The 21,638-nt window shown below is 49.9% G+C and carries 16 protein-coding genes; 10 read left to right on the forward strand and 6 right to left on the reverse strand.

Annotation, left to right across the window (positions count from 1 at the left end):
* Positions 1-213, reverse strand: a complete 213-nt coding sequence (locus HPS57_RS10955) for a hypothetical protein (RefSeq protein ID WP_172183050.1) — start codon at positions 211-213, stop codon at positions 1-3.
* On the opposite strand from HPS57_RS10955, the gene HPS57_RS10960 reads away from it, so the two are divergent.
* Positions 151-1,467 (forward strand): phosphoribosylaminoimidazolecarboxamide formyltransferase, encoded by a 1,317-nt coding sequence (locus HPS57_RS10960; protein ID WP_172183052.1) that lies wholly within the window; start codon positions 151-153, stop codon positions 1,465-1,467. The genes HPS57_RS10955 and HPS57_RS10960 overlap by 63 nt on opposite strands.
* A gap of 76 nt (positions 1,468-1,543) precedes the next feature.
* Positions 1,544-1,735, forward strand: coding sequence for a hypothetical protein (locus HPS57_RS10965; protein ID WP_135940259.1), 192 nt, complete (start codon positions 1,544-1,546; stop codon positions 1,733-1,735).
* Between the two features lie 115 nt (positions 1,736-1,850).
* Here HPS57_RS10965 and HPS57_RS10970 read toward each other — a convergent pair whose 3' ends face one another.
* The 3 genes from HPS57_RS10970 to HPS57_RS10980 form a co-directional block, all read right to left on the reverse strand.
* The gene (locus HPS57_RS10970) at positions 1,851-2,174 is read right to left on the reverse strand and encodes a DUF3467 domain-containing protein (protein ID WP_135940260.1); all 324 of its coding nucleotides are present in this window, start codon (positions 2,172-2,174) and stop codon (positions 1,851-1,853) included.
* Positions 2,175-2,195: 21 nt separating this feature from the next.
* Entirely contained in the window at positions 2,196-3,098 is a 903-nt protein-coding gene (locus HPS57_RS10975; RefSeq protein ID WP_172183054.1) for an Rpn family recombination-promoting nuclease/putative transposase, read from the reverse strand.
* A 63-nt stretch (positions 3,099-3,161) separates the two neighbouring features.
* On the reverse strand, positions 3,162-4,772 hold the full coding sequence (locus HPS57_RS10980; RefSeq protein ID WP_172183056.1) for an RluA family pseudouridine synthase: 1,611 nt from the start codon (positions 4,770-4,772) through the stop codon (positions 3,162-3,164).
* 529 nt (positions 4,773-5,301) lie between these two features.
* Between HPS57_RS10980 and xseA the strand changes: the two genes are divergently transcribed.
* The 5 genes from xseA (at position 5,302) to trmB (ending at position 9,295) form a co-directional block, all read left to right on the forward strand.
* Entirely contained in the window at positions 5,302-6,471 is a 1,170-nt protein-coding gene (xseA, locus tag HPS57_RS10985) for an exodeoxyribonuclease VII large subunit (RefSeq protein ID WP_172183058.1), read from the forward strand.
* Positions 6,456-6,650, forward strand: coding sequence for an exodeoxyribonuclease VII small subunit (gene xseB, locus HPS57_RS10990; RefSeq protein ID WP_135940265.1), 195 nt, complete (start codon positions 6,456-6,458; stop codon positions 6,648-6,650). The genes xseA and xseB overlap by 16 nt, the downstream gene beginning before the upstream one ends.
* Positions 6,651-6,738: 88 nt before the next feature.
* Positions 6,739-7,779, forward strand: a complete 1,041-nt coding sequence (locus HPS57_RS10995; protein WP_338400497.1) for a branched-chain amino acid aminotransferase — start codon at positions 6,739-6,741, stop codon at positions 7,777-7,779.
* 63 nt (positions 7,780-7,842) lie between these two features.
* The gene (locus HPS57_RS11000) at positions 7,843-8,505 is read left to right on the forward strand and encodes a DUF975 family protein (protein WP_253946535.1); all 663 of its coding nucleotides are present in this window, start codon (positions 7,843-7,845) and stop codon (positions 8,503-8,505) included.
* 19 nt (positions 8,506-8,524) lie between these two features.
* Positions 8,525-9,295: a tRNA (guanosine(46)-N7)-methyltransferase TrmB gene (trmB, locus tag HPS57_RS11005; RefSeq protein ID WP_172183060.1), complete on the forward strand. Its 771-nt coding sequence runs from the start codon at positions 8,525-8,527 to the stop codon at positions 9,293-9,295.
* A gap of 330 nt (positions 9,296-9,625) precedes the next feature.
* Here the strand turns inward: trmB and HPS57_RS11010 are convergent, their stop codons facing one another.
* Complete coding sequence (locus HPS57_RS11010; RefSeq protein WP_172183062.1) at positions 9,626-10,009, reverse strand: nuclear transport factor 2 family protein; 384 nt, start codon at positions 10,007-10,009, stop codon at positions 9,626-9,628.
* A gap of 403 nt (positions 10,010-10,412) precedes the next feature.
* On the opposite strand from HPS57_RS11010, the gene HPS57_RS11015 reads away from it, so the two are divergent.
* The 3 genes from HPS57_RS11015 (at position 10,413) to HPS57_RS11025 (ending at position 19,848) form a co-directional block, all read left to right on the forward strand.
* Positions 10,413-10,763, forward strand: a complete 351-nt coding sequence (locus tag HPS57_RS11015) for a winged helix-turn-helix transcriptional regulator (protein ID WP_172183064.1) — start codon at positions 10,413-10,415, stop codon at positions 10,761-10,763.
* A 15-nt stretch (positions 10,764-10,778) separates the two neighbouring features.
* Positions 10,779-13,820 carry a glycosyl hydrolase gene (locus tag HPS57_RS11020; RefSeq protein WP_172183066.1) on the forward strand — a complete coding sequence of 1,014 codons (3,042 nt, stop codon included), beginning with the start codon at positions 10,779-10,781 and terminating at the stop codon, positions 13,818-13,820.
* A gap of 349 nt (positions 13,821-14,169) precedes the next feature.
* Positions 14,170-19,848, forward strand: coding sequence for a C10 family peptidase (locus HPS57_RS11025; protein WP_172183068.1), 5,679 nt, complete (start codon positions 14,170-14,172; stop codon positions 19,846-19,848).
* A 286-nt stretch (positions 19,849-20,134) separates the two neighbouring features.
* Here the strand turns inward: HPS57_RS11025 and xylA are convergent, their stop codons facing one another.
* The gene (xylA, locus tag HPS57_RS11030; RefSeq protein WP_172183070.1) at positions 20,135-21,451 is read right to left on the reverse strand and encodes a xylose isomerase; all 1,317 of its coding nucleotides are present in this window, start codon (positions 21,449-21,451) and stop codon (positions 20,135-20,137) included.
* Between the last annotated feature and the right edge of the window lie 187 nt (positions 21,452-21,638).

Consider the following 21,638-nt stretch of genomic DNA (forward strand, 5'->3'; position numbering starts at 1 on the left):
CTATTCCTTGGTGGTTTTCTCTGCCTCCTTTGAATCCTCATTCCCCACATAAAGGTCCTCACCTTCATGCAACTCTTTCCTGAAACTCTCCCAGTCCTGGAAACCGACAAACAAGGCAAGGCGGTCAAGAGCCTCCTTTGACGGACGCTCATGGATGCATTTCACAAGTTTGCTCTCCACCTCTGCAAGCAGGCACTTTATATCTTTCTTCATGACATTGATGATATTTATCGCCTGCAAAGATACTCTTTTTTTACGACATACAATATTTTACATATAAAAAAAATGAAAGAATTACAGTTAAAGTACGGATGCAATCCGAACCAGAAACCTTCACGCATCTTCATGCAGGAGGGAGAGTTGCCTATCGAAGTGCTTAACGGCCGTCCGGGCTACATCAATTTCCTTGATGCCCTGAACTCATGGCAGCTTGTCAAAGAGTTGAAAGAGGCGACAGGACTGCCTGCTGCTGCAAGTTTCAAGCATGTCAGCCCTGCCGGTGCCGCAGTGGGACTTCCACTCTCCGATACACTCAAAAAGGTGTATTTCGTTGACGACATCAAAGTGCCTCTCTCACCGATTGCCTGCGCTTATGCTGCTGCACGTGGTGCCGATCGTATGTCAAGCTACGGTGATTTCATTGCTCTCTCCGATACTTGTGATGAGGCTACCGCACTGATTATTAAGCGTGAGGTGTCCGACGGTGTCATTGCTCCGGACTATACTCCTGAGGCTCTTGCCATACTGAAGGACAAGCGCAAGGGCACATACAACGTCATCAAGATTGACCCGGCATACAAGCCGGAGCCAATCGAGACAAAGCAGTGCTTCGGAATCACTTTCGAGCAGGGACGCAATGAGATAAACCTCGCTGATGATGCCCTCTTCGAGAATATCCCTACACAGGCGAAGAACTTCACAGAGGCTGCAAAGCGTGACCTCATCATTGCTCTTATCACACTGAAATATACTCAGTCTAACTCCGTATGCTACGTTAAGGACGGACAGGCTATCGGTATTGGTGCAGGTCAGCAGTCACGTATCCACTGCACACGCCTCGCCGGAAACAAGGCAGACATCTGGTGGCTGCGCCAGTGTCCTAAGGTGATGAACCTCCCATGGAAGGAGGGAATACGCCGTGCCGACCGCGACAACACCATCGATGTCTATATCTCTGACGACTATGAGGACGTACTCGCCGAGGGAACATGGCAGATGTTCTTCTCTGAAAAGCCGGAACCTCTGACACGTGAGGAGAAGAAGGCATGGATTGCAGAGAACAAGGGCGTGGCTCTTGGCTCAGACGCATTCTTCCCATTCGGAGACAACATTGAGCGTGCCCATAAGTCCGGAGTGGAATACATCGCACAGGCAGGTGGTTCTGTACGCGACGACAATGTCATCGAAACCTGCGACAAGTACGGCATCACGATGGCATTCACAGGCGTGCGCCTCTTCCACCATTAATTGATTATAGGTTGTGGGGTTTTGGTTATAGGTTTTATTCTTGACAGCCCCCTCAACCTACAACCCACAACCATCTATGGATGATTTTGACTTGATACTGCAAAACGGCATCAGTTTCGGCCGTGGCGGTCAGCGCAATAATGCGGATGACGGCAAAGTGAAGACAAAGGCTAAGAAGAAAAAGTACATCACCGGTGCCCATGGGTCAGGCTCTGCCATGCAGAAAGCCAAATATAGGCAGCAGCGTGCCAACCGTAAGCACAAGTGATAGGGATGCAAAATACAACGCTTGCATACCAATGCATACAGAAACGCGAAGGAAATTCTTGAATATCAACAGGAATTTCCTTCGCGTTTCTGTATTGTTTTCGCGTCAAAAGTCTTTACGCCTCTCCACCGTTACCGTTGGAGAACGGAGCAATCGTGCGCTGCACAGGCATTCCCGGCATCTGTATCTTGCCGAACTGCGCTTCATAGCGCTTGATGTTCTCCTGCAGTGCGCCGAGAAGACGGACAGCATGCTCAGGAGCCATGATTACACGTGTGGCAACACTTGCCTTTGGCATTGCCGGGAGCATTGTTGCGAAATCAAGGATAAATTCTGAACTTGAATGAGTGATGACGGCAAAGTTGGAGTAATTGCCGAGAGCGACGTCCGGCTGTATCTCCAACTGCATCTGCTGTTGCTGATTATTGTTCTTTTCCATGGTATAATATTTAATAAATACTTATATGAATAATTCTTTTAACTTCTCTATGGACAATTTTGTAGCTTGGGCAATCTGTTCATTAGAGAGTCCCATCTGATGAAGAGCCTTTGCTGTTTCCAGTCTTCCTTGCTCAATACCCTCCTTCAGGCCCTCCTTCAGGCCCTCCGCACGCCCTTCCGCACGCCCTTCCATTTTTGCAGTGTCCAGTATGTCGTTCTGCACCATTATATCTTCAACATGCTTGTCATAGGCAGACTTTTCCTGCCTGCTCATGCTCAGATACTGGAGCTTCGTGCGAGCCTCACTAAGGCCGGGAGCAGTGGTGTCATCCTTTATATTGCCATTTTTCAGATAATCCATCCATTCTTCAAGCGGAGTTCTCGCAACATCGTTGAATTCATTCACGCGGATAATGAAATACTCGGGGAAAATTTCTTCCGGAGTCTTTATCTTTATCACATCCTCCTCCTTTGTCGTTATCTTCAGCTCATCATGCTTGTGCACGCCGACAAAGGACACCTTGCCGTGATAAAGATAGTCCGCACCATGACCAAGGTCAAAATACAAGATATTGATAGAGTACACTTTCCGCACCTTGTCGTATTTCTCGCCAAGGGAGATGTGTTCGGAGATGGCTTTCGCTGAGCCATACAGTATGCGTTCAAGGAAATACAATTCACGCGACTGCTGTATCTCCACTATGATAATCTCGTTCTTGCTGTTCAGGGCCTTGATGTCCACACGATTGAACTTGTCGTCTCGCGCATTCTGATTGCTCTCGCTTTCAAGCAACTCGATAATCTTCACTTCCTCATTCAGAAGAACCGTTACAAGTCCTTCCAATACGTCGAAATTAGCCTTGTCCCTAAGCATGCGCTTTGCAGCCCAGTCAAAACGGATGTATTTGTTGCAATCGTTCATAGATACATATTCTTTTTGCAAAGATAATCAATAAATCTGAAATCACCAAACATGTGGCAAGATTTATACGCTCACAATGTCAAAGTGTGAGTCTATCCTCATCTCCGCACCCGTCACCGGATGCCGGAACTCCATGCGCTGCGCATTCAGGAGAAGCCTCCGGGAATGACGGCCGTACAGTTCGTCTCCAACAATAGGTACGCCAAGCCCGTCGGAATAAGCGCAGTGGATGCGGAGCTGATGCGTACGGCCGGTATGCGGGAACAGCTCTACAACCGACCGTCCGTCGCGCGCATATAATATATTATAATGTGTGACAGCCGCTTTCCCGTCCTCGAAATCCACACGCCGGCGAGGACGGTTGGCATAATCCGGAGACAGCGGCAGGGAGATTTCCCCTGACGAAGGGCGGTCGCTTATGCCGTCAAGGACAGCCATGTACATCTTACGGATCTCACGCCGTGCAAACATTCCCTGTATGGTGCGCTGCATCTCCTCCGTCTTTGCAAACAGCAGTATGCCGGAAGTCTGCATGTCGAGCCTGTGGCACGCATAAACCGGAGCACACGCTTTTGAGAGAATCTCATGCGCCGACAACCGCGGCCCCTTGCCCGGCACGGAGAGCATGCCTGCCGGTTTGTCGACGGCAATGAGCCACTCGTCCTCATAAACCACGGAAAGTTCCGTCCTTTCCTCCTGCCGGTGCAACGGATTGGGCTCAACATCAAGCCCTTGGAGCATAAACTCAAGCACCGGCGCACACTTGCCCTGGCAGGCAGGGTAAAACTCCAGATGATGCCGTATCTCGCCAACGGGTGACTTTCCCCACCAGAACTCCGCAATCGCCAAAGGCTTGTAGCCATGCCGGAAAGCATATTGCAGGAGCTTCGGCGCGCAGCATTCGCCTGTCCCTGACGGCGGAACGCGAACGGGTGTCTCTGCGAATATCTCCATAAGGTTCTTCGTCTCGCCCTTGCCGTTCAGCATCACAAACCTCTCAAACAGCCAACGCTGCAGAGAGTCCGAGAGTTGCTTGCGCCGCACACGCAGCTTTGCGAGCTTCATGTCATAGGCTGCGACGGTCTCCTCGAAAGGTCTCAGCGAGGTTTTCACCGCAGCTTTCAAGCGCCGCAGCTCTGCTTTCTGAAACTGGCTCTCGCGTATCAGCGCTGCCTCGTCCTCTCCTGACGCACGGCGCGCCACACGCCGGGCTTTCTGCTCCGCCATAAATGTGCGGTACTCCTTTATGCGACGCTCCCCGTCCTCCTTTGCCTTGGCAAGGGCGGCGCAGTCGAGAGTGTGCCGTGGCGAGCGTTCAAGTTCCTTTATCTCACCGTTCAATGCGGAAATTTCCGCCTCCCTGACAGCAAAATATCCGTCCGGCTGCAGATAGTCAAAGACAGCCGGCACCCATCCCTGCCAGTCCGCCTTGCCGCAAATCTGGCCTGAATAGGCGCGCAGATAGCCTGTGCCGCCCTTGGCGTCACTGATGACAAGCACACCGAACATCTTTCCCTCCGCAACCTCGTCCGTCCATTCCGCCATGGCAGCTATATCTTTCTGCATAACCTCGGCAGCCTGCAGGCACAAAGCATGGGGACGATAATAGAACGGACAGTTCAGACGCTCCGAAAGAGGATGGATGGAGGACAACGGATAGAAGCATGAATCCATAAATCTTTATTTTATTGTTTAACCCAAATCGCTTGTTAGATTTCAGAATGTAATGCAAAGATAATGCAAACCGAGGGCAGACAGAACTTGTTCATGTATGCCGAGGTGCAACTTATCTTATGCAAAGGTACAAAATATTCATCATTATTACTACAAATTGCATGATTATCATGTTGTTACGTAGATTTAAATCAAAAATACAATAATTAGCTTTCTTTTTTGAGTGTAAAAACTTGCAACAAACAAATAATGTCCTTATCTTTGCATCGTGTTTTTCATAGTATTAGATTTAAGGTTAACAAAGATTGGGACAGAGCGCTGTCCCTTTTTCTTTTTTTAATACATGAACAACTCCAGAATTCGCAATAACTTTTCCGGAGATTTGTTTGACTTTCACAGATATTTTATGTAAATTTGCAGAGATTTCCCGGCATTTACGGCTACCGCAATATCATTCTTCTGTCATGCGGACATTGCCATAACAACCTTTGCCGGACAGCATCGGCAACAAAAAGAAACAGAAAACACATTGGAGCATCTTTCACTATACGAACTGAACACTCTTGTGCAACAGACCATCGAGGAATCGATGGCTATGCAGTATTGGGTAGAAGCGGAACTCGCCGAAGCCAATGAGCGGCGCGGACACCTGTTCCTTGACCTTGTACAGAAGGACGAGCGTGGCAACACTCCCGTCGCACGTGCATCGGCAAAGTGCTGGGCATCAGCATGGACGCCCCTGAAAGCACATTTCGAGAGAATCGCCGGACAACGCCTTTCGGCAGGGATGAAGCTCCTGCTCAGGGTCTATCCGCAGTTCCACCCTGCCTATGGGTTCTCATGGATAGTGACGGACATCGACCCGACATTCACCCTCGGCGACATGGCACGCCGCCGTCAGGAGATTGTGCGCATACTGAAAGAGGAGGGAATCTTCAATCTTCAAAAAGAATTGTCCCTGCCTATGCTATGCCGGCGCATAGCAGTGATTTCCAGTGAGACAGCAGCCGGCTATGGGGATTTCTGCAACCAACTGTCGGAGAACGACTACGGCTTCCGGTTCATGACACGGCTGTTCCCTGCCACGATGCAGGGCGAGAACGTGGAAAAGTCTGTCATCGCTGCCCTTGACAGGATTTATGCCGTGCAAGAGGAGTTCGACTGCGTGGTGATAATCCGCGGTGGCGGTGCGACAAGCGACATGTCTGGCTTCGACACCCTTGCCCTTGCGGAGAACGTGGCAAACTTCCCACTGCCGATAATCACAGGCATAGGACACGACCGCGACGAGTGTGTGCTGGACATGGTCTCGCATATCCGTGTGAAGACTCCGACAGCAGCGGCGGCATTCCTCATCGACAACATGGCAGCGGTGTACGACAAGCTCGCCAATCTTGCCGACCGCCTGGCACAAGCAGTAAGACACCGCCTGGAGATTGAGCGCATGCGACTTGCCTCGCTGACAGCACAAATACCACTCATGGCACGCCAAGGAATAAGGATGCGCACCCACAAAATAGAGCTGCTCGCCCATCGTGCCGCCGCACTTGACCCTAAATTAGTGCTTGCACGAGGCTACTCGATGACGCTTTGCAATGGCAGGATTGTCACAAACGCCGCAAATCTTGCCGAAGGGGACATCATCGAAACAAAGTTCGCAAAAGGAAAAACAACATCAAAGGTATGGAAAAAGCAATGAAATACGAGAACGCTGTCACAGAACTCGAACAGATTGTGGCACAGCTGGAGTCTGGGGACATGGACCTTGATGCCATCACCACAAAACTGAAACGTGCACGAGCACTTGTCAAATTCTGCAACGAAAGCCTGACAAAGGCGGACAACGAGATTCAGAAAATATTAGACGGGGAGGAGTGATTTTATCACAATTTGCTTGCATATATGCCGAATTTAATGTAATTTTGCAAGGCAATAGGACTAAACTCTTATAAATTGAAACGCAAACATTAAAAAGACTGTAACGATGGAGACAAAGGAGTTCGACTGGTCAAACCTTGGATTCGGCTATCACAAGACAAACTACAATGTCCGTTGCTACTACCGCGACGGAAAATGGGGCGAAATGGAAATCTGCTCCGAAGAAAACATCAATATGCACATGGCTGCCACCTGCCTGCACTACGGACAGGAGGCTTTCGAAGGACTGAAGGCGTACCGCTGCCCGGACGGCAAGGTGCGTGTGTTCCGCACTGACGAGAATGCTGCACGCCTGCAATCTACTTGCCGCGGCATACTCATGCCTGAGGTGAGTACGGAGATGTTCAACAACATGGTGGATATGGTGGTGAAACTCAATCAGGAGTTCATCCCTACCTACGAAAGCGGTGCGACACTCTACATCCGTCCGCTGCTCATCGGCATGTCGGCACAAGTCGGAGTGCATCCTGCCACGGAATATCTCTTCCTTATGTTCGTGACACCTGTCGGACCGTACTTCAAGGGAGGTTTCTTCGCCAACCCTTATGTCATCATCCGCGACTTTGACCGCTCTGCACCGTTGGGTACAGGTATATACAAGGTGGGCGGAAACTATGCCGCTTCCCTCCTTGCCAACAAGAAAGCGCATGACCTCGGATATGCGTGCGAGTTCTACCTCGACGCAAAGGAAAAGAAATACATCGATGAGGCCGGAGCGGCAAACTTTTTCGGCATAAAGAACAACACATACGTCACTCCTAAGTCCACCTCCATTCTGCCGTCAATCACTAACAAGTCGCTCATGCAGCTTGCCGAAGATTTCGGCATGAAGGTGGAGAGAAGGCAGATTCCGGAAGAGGAACTTGCAACATTCGAGGAGGCAGGTGCTTGCGGAACGGCAGCCGTAATCTCGCCGATTTCAAGGATTGATGATGTGGAGACCGGCAAGAGCTATCAGTTTGGCGATAAGCCGGGGCCTTGGTCGGAGAAACTGTACACTAAGCTCCGCAACATACAGTATGGCATAGAGCCTGACACTCACAACTGGACGCGCGTCGTAATCGGCTGACAACGGCTGTATTAGACAAAGATATAGTACAGAAAACATATTAACACTTAAAATCTAAACATTATGTTACAAAACAAGAAAATCCGCCAGAAAGCATTGGAATCCCTTGATGGTAATTGGGGAGATTCAAGCGTCATGACTTTTGTCTATCTTACAATAGCAAGCATTCTCAGTGTGGGTGGAAGCGTATTATGCATAAACGCAGGACTGACTTACACCATAGGAGGTCAGCCTGCCGATCCTTCCGGCTTTGCCATGAGACTCCTTCTTCTTCCAATGAACTTTGCCATGATGGTTGCGTTCCTCGGATTGGTGCGTGGAGTTGCTGTGAGAACCGGCAATCTTTTCAAATACTATACAACCGGAAAAGTGTGGGCATTGGGCTTCCTGACAGCACTTTACCTGATTTTATGGATGCTCTTGTTCCTCATCCCCGGAATAATAAAGTACTATTCTTATTCCATGACTCCATATATTCTGAAGGACAACCCTGAAATCAGTGCCGAGCAGGCTATCTGCGAGAGTATGAAAATGATGAAAGGCTACAAGATGAAACTTTTCCTCCTTGACCTTTCGTTCATCGGCTGGGCTATTCTTGCACTGCTGACCCTCGGTCTCGGAGTCATACTCCTTGAGCCCTACATGCTCACAGCACGCGCCGTGTTCTACGAGGAGCTGAAAGCTGAGCGCGGAATGGTTGACAATAAATATGAGGAAGTTATATAAACAACTCTCAAAAACATAAATGGGAAAAGGAAAATTAGCAAAATTCGCTGACATGGAACGCTACGAGAATGTGTTCCAGTATCCATATTCTGTTGTCGACAATGTGCCTTTCGAGATGAAGGGACATTGGCGAGAGCAGTTCTTTAAGAACGATAACCCGATTGTCCTTGAGCTCGGCTGCGGCAAGGGCGAATACACTGTGGAACTTGCGCGCCTTTATCCGGACTGCAACTTCATCGGTGTGGACATCAAGGGCGCAAGGATGTGGACAGGTGCGACACAGGCTTTGAAAGACGGACTGAAGAATGTGGCGTTCCTGCGCACGAGCATCGAGATTATCGACCGCTTCTTTGCAGAGGACGAGGTGCAGGAAATCTGGCTGACATTCTCCGACCCACAGATGAAGAATCCGCGCAAACGCCTGACTTCCACATATTTCATGGAGCGTTACCGCCGCTTCCTTGTCGACGGAGGCATAGTGCATCTGAAGACGGACTCCAATTTCCTCTTCACCTACACGTCGTACATGGTGGACACAAACGCCCTGCCTCTGCTCTTCCGCACCACCGACCTCTATCACCATGAGGGGCTGGACGATGAGACGCAGCGCATCCTTTCCATACAGACTTACTACGAGTCGATGTGGATAGCGCGCGGACTGAACATCAAATACCAGAAGTTCCGCCTGCCACGCACCGCAGAACTCACTGAGCCGGATGTGGAGATAGAGCTTGACGACTACCGCTCCTACCACCGCGACAAGCGTTCCTCGCTGGAGAAAGCGAAATAAAAAAACACTGTCCCGGCGGAACAAAACATCCGCTTCAGCGAAAAACAGCACTCACTCAGCAATAGGTTTGCCAATCGAATGACGACAGCCAATTATTCGACCGGCAAACCTGTTGCTTTTGTTTTTTGCCGAATCTCAAACTGCCAGAATATTGTCTGCAAAACGAAGGGTAACACTTGACCGCATCAAAGGTAACACTTTACACGACAAAAGGTAACACATTGTACTGTCAAGTGTTACCTTTTGTCATTAACATGTTTGTAGTCATTTCCGCTTCACATAGGGAAACAGCATGCATATTTGTATAACGGTCTGCAATAAGCTTGATTTTCAATGCTTTATGGTGTCGGAATTTTGGTTGTATGCCTTAGCCACACACTTCCATTCGCCGCCGATTTTCAGGAGGAGCAAGAAGTCGGTGAAGTCGATGCGACCGCCCCAATTCTCTTCCAGCACACGCACCACTGCCACAGTCTCCTCCACGGCAAGGACATCGATGCGCGCCTTGAAATCATCACCGGCGCCGACGGTGTCGACATTGCGGTAGAACTGTTCGATAGAACCGTGCTCCAATGCTCCGTCAAGCCAACCGAAAAGGACGGCATCATCCGTGAACAATGTCTTTGCATACTCGCTGTTGCCCTCGGCAACACTCTTGACAAACTTCATCGCAGCCTCTTCCACAGCGCGATATTCTTTGATTTCTGCTCTCATAAATTTGTTGGTTAAGTTGATTACGGCTGCAAAATTACGACAATTCCCATAATCCTGCAAGTACCGAAAAATTATTCATGTACCGAAAATTTTCTACGGTATGCCACGAAATCGGAATATTATTCGTATCTTTGTAGCTAGAAACAAAATACTGGTATCCGCTAAACATATACAACACATTATCATTCATCTGTTTCAGTTGTGATAAGCCACAATTCTCACATACAGCAACATAATTTCGCTGTAAAGTGTGGCTCCGCCACATCTTATGAGAAACATTTCCTATGAAAACGTGATTTCACAACAACTTGCGGAGTCTCACCTGACATAAATAGAAACAAAACTTATTCACCACTACACTAACCAAGGACAAGGATATGCCCTGAAACACCTGAAGAAAGACATGTACGAAAGAAAAATACCTGTTGACCTTGATTGTCCGCTGCGCCTGACGATGAGCCTTATAGGAGCGAAATGGAAATCTTGCATCATCGACGAACTGCGTAATCGGAAAATGCGCCCGAGCGAGTTGCACAAAGCTTTGCCGGAAGCCACGCCGCGCGTTCTCGACATACAGCTGAAAGAACTTGTTGACGACGGACTTGTCGAAAAAACCGTCTACGCCGAGCAGCCGCCACGTTCGGAATACTCACTGTCGGAGCTTGGTAAATCGCTCATTCCCATCATCGACTCCCTGTTGGCATGGGGCGAAGAGCACGAGGATGTGTTTGAAAAGAAATATGGAAAACGATAAAATAAGGCTTTGAAAATGAGAAGATTGCTGATATTTATTGCGTTTGTTGCGGTTGCCGTTTGTGGCAAGGCGCAGAGTTTTGACAGTGGTGCGAGCCACCTGAAAGGGAAAATCATCAATGTGATAGGCGACAGCTACGTGCGCAACCACCGCCGTCCTTTCACCGAAGCGTGGCACTCGCTGGTGGCGGAGCGTAACGGTATGGTTTACCGCAACTATGGCAGGAACGGCAACTGCATCGTCTTTGACCGCGAGAAGGAGGGCTGGGGCAAACCGATGTTGGAACGTTACAAGGAAATGAACGATACGGCAGACTATGTGCTTGTCATTGCAGGTCACAACGATGCGTTCAAGATTGGCGGCAATGCCGACTCGCTACGCATTTTCCGCGACGGGCTGCGACTGTTCTGCAAGTGCCTCATCGAGAAATATCCGAAGGCTGTCATCGCGTTTGTGACTCCTTGGGATGTGCCGCGCGATGGCTTCCCGCAGACTATCAGGGCTATCAGCGAAGTATGTGCGGAATACTCTATCCCATGCCTTAATGCTGCAAACACCGGCGGCATCAATGTTGGCAATGCCGATTTCCGCAAGCATTTTTTCCAAGGACCGAAGGACACCGCTCATCTAAACGCCAAAGGGCATGAGCTGTTCTATTCCACAGGCTTTCAGTTTATTAGAAGACTGAAGCCACGAAAAACCACAGAAGAGGCATTCCGTCAACCGTCCGAAGAAGCGAAACCGCTGATGATTTGGCAGTGGATGGATGGCATGGTGAACGAGAAAGCAATAACAGCAGACCTCGAAGCCTACAAAGAGGCGGGCATCGGAGGTGTGCAGCAGTTCCTTGTCGGAGGAGAGGTGCAGACATTGATTTGCGACTCTGCCAACGCTATCGGAACAGAGAACTGGCGCAGGCAGATGAGTTTCGCCATCAGTGAATGCAAGAGACTCGGCCTGTCGTTCGGCACACATAATTGTCCGGGGTGGTCGTCAAGCGCATTCCCGACAGTGAAGCCGGAGGACTCTATGCAGAAGATTGTGTGGAGCATGGCACGCAGCAAGGGCGGACGTGTGGAGCTTCCGCAGCCGGAAGTTGACGCGAAATACAATTATTACAAGGACATTGCCGTGATTGCAATGCCTGATGCGGACACCGTTTCGCCGGAGTCGGTAATCGTGGTGGATGGCGGTGTGCTGCCGAAAGGGGACTGGCGTGTCTATCGTTTCGGGCATACGACCAACGGCAAGACCAACTATGCGACAGCTCCGATGGGCGGTGTGGGGCTGGAATGCGACAAGATGAGCCGCGAAGCACTCGACCGTTATTGGGCAGGCTATCCGCAAATGTTGCTCGAACTGTCAGGCAATGATGCAGGACATGGAGCGTTCCAACGCCTTGAGATAGACAGTTATGAAGCCGGAGGGCAGGAATGGACAAAGCTGATGCCGGAGGAATTCCGGAAGCGTCGTGGCTATGACATCCGTCCGTGGCTGCCTGTCATTGCGGGTGTGACGATTGGCGACGACGCAGCAACACAGCGTTTCCGCAAGGATTGGCGTGCTACGGTGGAAGACCTTTTTGCCGAGAACTATTACGGATATATGAGCGAACTGGCTCACCGGCATGGGCTCACACTCATTGTGCAGCCTTACGGCACGGGCTCTTCAAAGCCTTTCAATCCTATAAACACAGGAAAAATCATCAGCCGGATCTCTGCGGATGACCCTGTCTGTGCAGAATTCTGGATAAAACCGGAAAGATGGGGTTGGCCGCAAGTGCCGGGAGTCGTGGCTGCAGCACGCAAGGGCGGCCACGAGATTGTCTTTGCCGAGGGTTTCACATGTTGGCCGTTGCATGCCTGGAAGGATGACCCGAACGACTTGAAAAGGGTGGCTGACCGCTCTTTCTGTCTCGGAATCAATTCGTTGATGCTCCATGCCGGAGCATTGAATCCTTGGACGGATCACAAACCGGGTATGACTTTTGGACAATGGGGCACACAGTGGACACCGGGACAGACATGGTGGCAGAGTGGCGGAGCAAAGGCTCTGTTCGGCTATATGGCACGCTGTCAGGCTCTGTTGCAGCGAGGACGCTTCATCGATGATTTCAAGAGCCGCGAACAGTCGCTTTCTGTCGATGATGTAAAGAGCGGAGATGGTGCTTCAATCAATGCGGAAGCCATACAATGGACACACCGCCGCGATGGCGATGCTGATGTTTTCTTCATTGCCAACACATCGGAATCTGCCGTATCGCCAACGGTTTCTTTCAATATCAACAGTCGTCTGCCGGAAGTTTGGAATCCTGAGACGGAAGTAATCGGTGAGGCAGATAATTGGAACATTGCCGACGGAAAGACATTTGTAAACCTGAACATGAATGCCGGAGATGCCCTGTTCCTCGTTTTCAGAAACGGTACGGAGTCAACAGGCAAGGCTGTTTCTGAGGCAAAGGCCGCAGGGACAATTGCTTTGGACAACAAATGGACAGTGAAATTTCCAAGCGCTCTTGTCCCTGACGCCCTCATTCTCGACAAACTCTCTTCATGGCATGAATCGGAAAATAATGGCGTGAAATACTTCTCAGGCACAGCCGCCTATACAACAAAGGTGAAGATTAAGCGGATTGACAAGCATAGCCGATACATCCTTGACCTTGGAACGGTCAAGAATCTCGCGACGGTGAAAGTCAACGGCAAGGATGTCGCAAACCTCTGGCGTCCGCCATTCCGTTGTGACATCACCGACGCCCTGCACAAAGGAAATAACGAAATCGAGGTTTCGGTCACAAACCTGTGGGTGAACCGCCTTATCGGTGACGAGCAAGAGCCTGACGACATAGAGTGGAGCGAGCCTTACCGCTTCGCACCAACTCCTGACGCAAAGCCTGCCGGCAGATTCATGAAATCCGTGCCCGACTGGCTTCGATCAGGCAAACCACGCCCTTCCGCGAACCGCCGTACTGTAGTTTCGTTCAAGTTCTACGAGAAGGATGCCGAGCTTCTGCCGTCAGGCCTCCTCGGACCTGTCGTGATTAAGGTCATGGAATAATCAAGGCAAGCCTTCTGTCTGCGCCATCACATGGCATCTGTTGAGTATCGGGCAATTCCCTTTCAGCTTCAGGTGGCATGTGGTGGCGCAATCGTGAACATGCGAAGCGTAAGCATCGCAATAGAAAGATATAAAAACCGCACTACATGGAAGTGGCATGGGCATTAAGATTAATGTATGGCAAATTCGAGAAAAAATCACTATTGTTTTGCAAAACTTTTTGTCCGTTTGGGAAATAATTGCTAATTTTGCAGCCGATTTTGTGAAATCGTATTTTTACAATCGCAAAACAAGAAAATTAAACATTATATTCATTAATCAAATTAAAAGAAACGATTAGTCTTTTTTTATGTTGAAACAGTTTTTCAAATCGCTGCTTCTTCTTATGTGCGTGTGTGTCCCTTGCGGCATGCAAGCCAAAACCATCACTTCGGAAGAAGCTGCACGGATTGCAACCGACTTCTTTAGTGCCGGCAATGTCTCGCGCCTGAGCAGCATTGACGCCTTGGAACTGGTGTGTGCTTCTAAAAAGAGTGACGGCACTCCCGTCTACTACGTTTTTAATGCCAAAGACAGCCGAGGATTCATCATCATTTCGGCTGACGACAATGCTATTCCTATTGTGGGCTACTCTTATGAGTCGTCATTCATGCCGGACAATGTTTCCGATGCTACGGTGAAGATGATTGCCAATGCCATAAAGCAAGTGGCAGGACGCGCAGGGGAACTCCGCAGCCGTGCAAAGGCAAGAGTCTCAGGCAAGAAACTCATCAAGACAGCGGAATGGAGCCAGGAGTCACCGTTCAACAACCTCATCCCAAACCGTCGTCTGGTGGGATGTGTCGGAACGGCTATGGCTACTGTGATGAAATACCACAATCACCCTGCAAGCGGCACCGGTTCGCTTGACGGCACGGACTTTAACACGCCGTATGATTGGAAGAACATGAGAACCGACAACTACCGTTATGGCTATTCGGCAGAGGAAGCCAAGGCGGTGTCTACACTTATGGCACACTGTGCAATCTCCGTCAAGACAGATTTCGGAATGTCCGGTTCAAGTGCTTTCGAGGTACGTGTGCCTGCTGCCCTCATTTCCTATTTCGGCTATGCACCGCAAGTCTCTTACAAGAAGCGTTCGGAGACAGACCGCGCCACTTGGGATGGCATCATCATAAATGAGATTGAGGCCGGACGCCCTGTCATCTACAGTGGACAGGATGTGTCGGTAGGGCATGCTTTCGTATGCGACGGCTACGAAATGAGGGGGACTGTGCCATATTTCCATATCAACTGGGGATGGGGTGGCTCTGCCAACGGATATTTCTCTTCCGACGCACTGAACCCGACAGTCAGCACTTCGCACAGTTTCAACGACCAGACAACAATTATTTACAACATCAAGCCGGCAGCAAACACCGGTGTTTGGTCGCCAATCCATCTCACCTCCGACGAGCGTCAGGTGGGTATGACCTCCGATGTGGCAAACATCAGTGCAGGAACAAAGTTCACGGTAAGAGCAGGAGCACTGAAAAACGTGTCCTATGGCAACTTTGCCGGGCGTATTGCCGTGGCTCTCTATTCTGCTGACGGAAAGCGGAAAGCAATGCTTTGCAACGGCAAGACTCTCTCACTGCAGTCTATGCAGATTATGCAGCAACGCTATGTTGACTTCGATTGTATTGTCCCTGCTGGCACAACTGTTGCCAATGACGACATTGTGCGTCTGGCAACCATGGCTGACGGGACAAACGAATGGCAGCCTGTAACCGGCGATCTCATCACTACCAATGAGATAAAGGCAAAGAACAACACCATACAGTACTTCACCGTGGACATTCCTGCCACTGTGAACGGTGCTGTCATCTCCGGTGCCGACAACAAAGTGATAAAGGGACGCGACTATACATTCAAGGTTGTACCGGCATCCAAAGACATGGTTGTCACGGTCAAGGCTAACGGTTTCATCCTTTCGCCAAACAGTGAGAATGTCTACCGCATCACCAATGTTACCGCCAACCAGCAGATTCGTATCATAGTGCAAACAGCCGCCGAGGTGGTTAGCAAGCGCAGCTTGTGGGTCAGTGCCGGCGGACTTGAAAGCCTTATAAGTGAGGCTGATGCGGGAACCATAAAGGAACTGACACTTTATGGCACAATCGACGTGCGCGACTTCACTTTCATACGTGAGCGGATGAAGCTCACATCACTTGATATTTCAGGTACAAACATTGTGGCAAACGGTTCAAATCCTGCCAACGCCATACCTACCAAGGCGTTCAGCGGTTACAGGTCATTGCAGGAAATCATATTGCCACAAAAGTTGTCCACACTGAAGAACGGATGCTTTAACGGCACCGGATTGAGAAAAATAGAAATACCGGCATCTGTCGGCACATATGAGTACAACATCTTCCTTAACTGCTCCTATCTGAGCGAAGTCATTGTACGTCGTAATGCGCCGGCTTGGGTGAACTGGTGCGTGTTCACCGGTACTCCGAAAGCAAAACTTGTCGTGCCTGTCGGAGCGTCTGCCGCTTACAAGGCAAAGGACAATTGGAAGGATTTCAAGAACATTGTTGAGGAAAATCCGTCACCTGCTTCTTCCTATAAGGTGGTTCTTCAGGAGAAGGAGGGTGTGAAAATCACTCCCGAAACCGAAAACCTTGAAGTGCAGGCGGGCAAATCATTCTCTTTCACTGTTGAGACCGACGAGCGTTTTGGCGATGCAATGATGGAGGTCTATGCCAATACAACCAAGCTGAATGCCGGCTCTGACGGCAGATATACGGTAACGGTGAATGCCAACACCATGATTCACGCCAACTTCGTCCATCCGACACCGACCATCGGCGCGTCATCATGGAAACTGACCGACGCCAAAGGCGGTATTGGATTGGCTACCGATGTCATCAATGTGCTGCCGGGAAAGGCGTTTTCCATACGCGCCAACGCATTGGCTATTCCAAAGGAGCAAGCAGCAATGTTCTATGCTGCCGCACTCACCGATGCCAACGGAGCCATCAAGGAATTCATTTCCCCAATATTCAACAACTCGGCAAGCAACTACGGCAACCTCCCTTGCACATTCAATTGCCAGGTGAAAGAATCTTCTGTACGCGAAGGAAACAAAGTGCATATCGTCACTTCATACGACAAGAAAGACTGGTATCTTGTCAAGGGAACAAACAATGCTGTCAAAGATGCTGTCAACGCCATCGGCAACGAGGTTGTCTATCATAAGATTACCATGCCGTCAGCGGTGAAGGGTGCTACCATCCAAGGCGCTGCCGACCAAATTGTCCGCGGAATGGACTTCGCATGCAAAATCATGCCTGTCTCTGTGGCGGATGCTATCACTGTGCTTGTAAACGGTAAGGTTGTAGCTGACCGCGTAGGTGTCGCACAGGTCAAAGTGGAAAGCGTGCGCGAAGACCTTGACATTGCCATACAGGTTGTGGCTGCCGGAAATGACACTTACACTGCCATCAACATCCATACGGGTGAGCTGGCTTCAAAGGTTTCGCCGGGAGCATTCCCGTCACGCCTGAAACTGATGGGCGAGATGAACGCCGCCGACTTCAAGGTACTGCAGGACAATGCTTCAAAACTTGTGGCACTCGACCTTACAGACGTGACCATCAAAAGCTATCCGAACCAAAACTCATTGCCTTCAATGGCTTTCGCTTCGTCAGGCGTACAAGCAACGGCGTTAACGACTATCCTCCTGCCGAATAACCTTGAGAGCATAGAGGCAAATGCATTCTACCGTTGCGCAAAGATACAGGAAATCATCATTCCTGAGAACGTGACCTACATTGGAAGCGGAGCTTTCACCTCATGTATAAACCTCAAGAAAATCGTGGTTAGGTCAAAGATACCTGTAAAACTGACAAGCAGTCCGTTCCCGACAAACATTTCAGGCATAACCCTCGAAGTTCCAAAGGGTGCGGAGGCTGCCTATGCCGCAAGTGCATTCTGGAAAGACCTGACAAGCAGTGTATCTCCTGTCTACTATAACATACAGATCGACCCAGAGAGAGTGTTCCAGTACTCTGACAAAGAGCCGCTGACACACATTGAGGGACCGTCGGGAAGCCAACACAAGACCGTGCAGCTCGGACTGCCGAACTTCCGCCCGACTTCCTACAAGCCGAATCCGGGCTACAGGGAGGGTGTGGCATTCAAATTGTATGACAACAAGCAGGACGTGACCGGACTGCTCAATGCACTTGATTATAATAATGTGTTTGCCAGAAACGGAGTCTACCTTGTCCCATTCTATGGCGAGTCAAAAGACCCGCAGTATCTTACCTGTCCACAGGATCATGTCATTGACGTTGTGTTCCATTACAACATAAAAGTCAATGACCTGTCGGGCAAAGCAAAGATTGAGTTCGTAGACTTGGACGAGGCAAGCGTCTGGCGAAACGCAGAGATGAACAAGTTTGTGGAAGGCTCAACACAACGCCCTACACTGTATAAAGAGGGCGGCACATACAGGTTTACCGTTACATCCGAAAACGCAAATATGACACCGGTAGTGAAGATGGGCGGCGAAACCATCTATCCAGATGAAAACGGGGTATATGCAGTGACAAACCTACAGTCGGACGTGACAATGGATGTGACAATGGCACTTTCCGAAGATGACGAGCCTGTACTTGACGCTGAAGATGTGACAAACATCGGCAAGGAGGAAGCCGCAGAAGTGACAAGCCTTGAATTGTCAGGCACAATGACCGGCAGCACATTCGCGAACATACGCAATAATTTCACATCCTTGGAGAATCTCGACCTGTCGGGAACAAACAACACGGAGATTCCTGACAATGCTTTCGCGGGTATGGAATCGCTGATAAATGTTGTAGTATCGGATAACGTAACTGCCATCGGCAAAGATGCTTTCAAAGGCTGCTCACAGCTTGAATCGCTGACACTCAACTCTGTCACCACCATCGGCAATGGAGCTTTCGACGGATGTTCGTCAATCACAAGCATTATGCTCAACGGTAACAACAACGGCAGACAGACACGCGCTACCGTGACAGGCATAACCGACGAGTCATTCAAAGGCATCAACCCGAACTGTATCATCTATATGTCTAAAGGTCTGGAGAGTATGATTTCTGCAAAGACGAACATCGTACTCAACGGCAATGGCAAGCGTGAAGCTATGACCGACATTATCCTCAATGACAATTCGGCATTCAGAATCCCTGCCAGCTTCGAACTTGGCAAGCGAAGCGCATCACTGCCTGTCAAGCTGACCTACACTCATCCGGAAGATGTCGCAAAGGATTGGAAAGGCATCATCCTGCCGTTCGTACCGACACGCATCACTGACATCAACGGAAACGAGTATGCCATAAGCAGCAAGGGCAAGAATACAATCAGTGTGATGTCATTCAAGACCAATGGCACAGCACTCGAACGCCACACTTCGATTGAAGCTAACAAGCCGTACATGGTACGCATAAACGCTTGTCCGAAGGAAGACATAGAACTCATTTTCTCTGCCACAAGCACAAAGAATGACAAGGCACCGGCTGCCGATGATATGTCACAAACCTTCGATATGCCGATAACACCGGAACAAGATGCCATCATCAAGACCGGCCGCGACTTCTGTCTTTACGGATGCTATGCTGCAACAAAGACCGACAACGGCATGTATCTGCCTGATGCAGAAGGCTACCGCTTCGTCCGTATAGCCGAAGAAGAGGTGGGCAGCCTCATCGCTCCATTCTCGGTTTATGCAAGAGCAAACAGTCCGCAGGCAGCCGAATCGTTCGCTATCGGTAAGGCTGACACCTCCACCGGCATTGATTCCGGCAAACTGTACGGTGGCACAAAGCTATACAGAAGCGAAGAAGGGCTTGTGATTGTGTCAGCTGAAAAGCGCGTTATCAGCATATACACCGTTTCCGGAATGTGTGTAACCACACTGACTGTCAATCAGGGAAGCACAACAGTGGCACTCGCTCCGGGTGCATACATCATTGACGGAGTCAAGGTGGTACTCTAAACCCATATGTGCTTGCCATACACCGGCAAGCACACTCCAAACAAACAGAAACAGTCTTGATAGCAACGAAAACTCTCAAGACTGTTTTTATTATTGGCATTCGGCAAATCCTATAGATGTTACTACGACAATTCTCTGAGGGATAAGCCATGATGTCAGGCAAACACAAAAAGGGACACTCCGAAAACGGAATGTCCCTTTATTGTTATTTATCCTAATTCCATCCTATCGTTCCGCCGTCATCCGCAGTGGGATTGCCGGAGAACAGGAGCAGGAACAGTAAGGATTATTTTGTGTAGAGAGCAACGATAGCCTCGTAAAGTTCCTGCTTTCCGGAAGTCTGCTTAGGCTCACCGTTCTTCTTGCCATACTCGTAAACCTGCTCAAGTGTGAGTTTGCCGTCCTCGAAATCCTTGCCCATGCCGCTGTCGAAGGAAGCGTAGCGTGCCTTGACCATAGCAGGGATTTCGGAGTTCTCCATGATTTCCACAGCATTGAGCAGTGCGCGAGCGCATGCGTCCATACCTGAGATGTGTGCGATGAAGATGTCCTCGAGGTCAGTAGAGTTACGGCGTGTCTTAGCATCGAAGTTTGTGCCGCCCGGAGCGATACCGCCATTGCGCACGATGTGCATCCAAGCCTGTGTCAGCTCGAAGTTGTCGATAGGGAACTGGTCAGTGTCCCATCCGTTCTGAGCGTCACCGCGGTTAGCGTCGATAGAGCCAAGCATGCCCTCGTCAACAGCGCAAGCAAGCTCATGCTCGAATGTGTGGCCTGCGAGTGTTGCGTGGTTGACCTCGATGTTCACCTTGAAGTCCTTCTCAAGACCGTGAGCCTTGAGGAAACCGATAACGGTCTCTGTGTCAACATCATACTGATGCTTTGACGGCTCCATTGGCTTTGGCTCGATGAGGAAGTTGCCTGTGAAGCCCTTTGAGCGTGCATAGTCGCGTGCCATGCGGAGCATTGTAGCCATGTGCTCCTTCTCGCGCTTCTGGTCAGTGTTGAGGAGAGACATGTAGCCCTCACGTCCGCCCCAGAACACGTAGTTCTCAGCACCGAGCTTGATGCCTGCGTCGATAGCGTTCTTGATCTGAACGATAGCGCGAGCGACAACATCGAAGTCAGGGTTTGTGGACGCACCATTCATGTAGCGTGCGTGTCCGAACACGTTGGCTGTAGACCAAAGGAGCTTGATGCCTGTCTCGTCCATCTTCTCCTTGAGGTAGTCAGTGATTGCTGTGAGGTTTGCCTCATACTCTTCGATGGAGCTGCCCTCGCTCACGAGGTCAACATCGTGGAAGCAGTAGTAAGGGAAGCCCAGCTTCTGCATAATCTCGAAGCCTGCGTCAGCCTTCTGCTTGGCAATCTCTACAGCGTCAGTGCCCTGGTTCCAAGGGAAGGACTTTGTTGTGCCGCCGAACTGGTCGCCGCCCTCAGCGCAGAGAGTGTGCCACCATGCCATAGCGAAGCGCATCCACTCCTTCATAGGCTTGCCTGCAACTACGCGCTCAGCGTCATAGTAATGGAACGCCATTGGGTTCTTTGACTCCGGACCCTCGTACTGGATCTTGCCAATCTCTGGAAAATACTCTTTTGCCATTTTCTTTTTCGTTTTAGTTATTGTTGATGATTATATGTAATGTTTTCCTTCGCTGAAAGTAAGGCAAAGTTACGAAAAAAACACGTAACAGCCAAGGGAAAAGAACGGTGAAACTGTCTTTTGTAACATTTTACCCATATTTGTGTAACATTTTACCCAATATCCGCCGCAACCACGCCGGCAGAGA

Origin of the sequence: Palleniella intestinalis (genome assembly GCF_013166595.1) — a bacterium.
GTDB classification, from domain to species: Bacteria; Bacteroidota; Bacteroidia; order Bacteroidales; family Bacteroidaceae; genus Prevotella; species Prevotella intestinalis.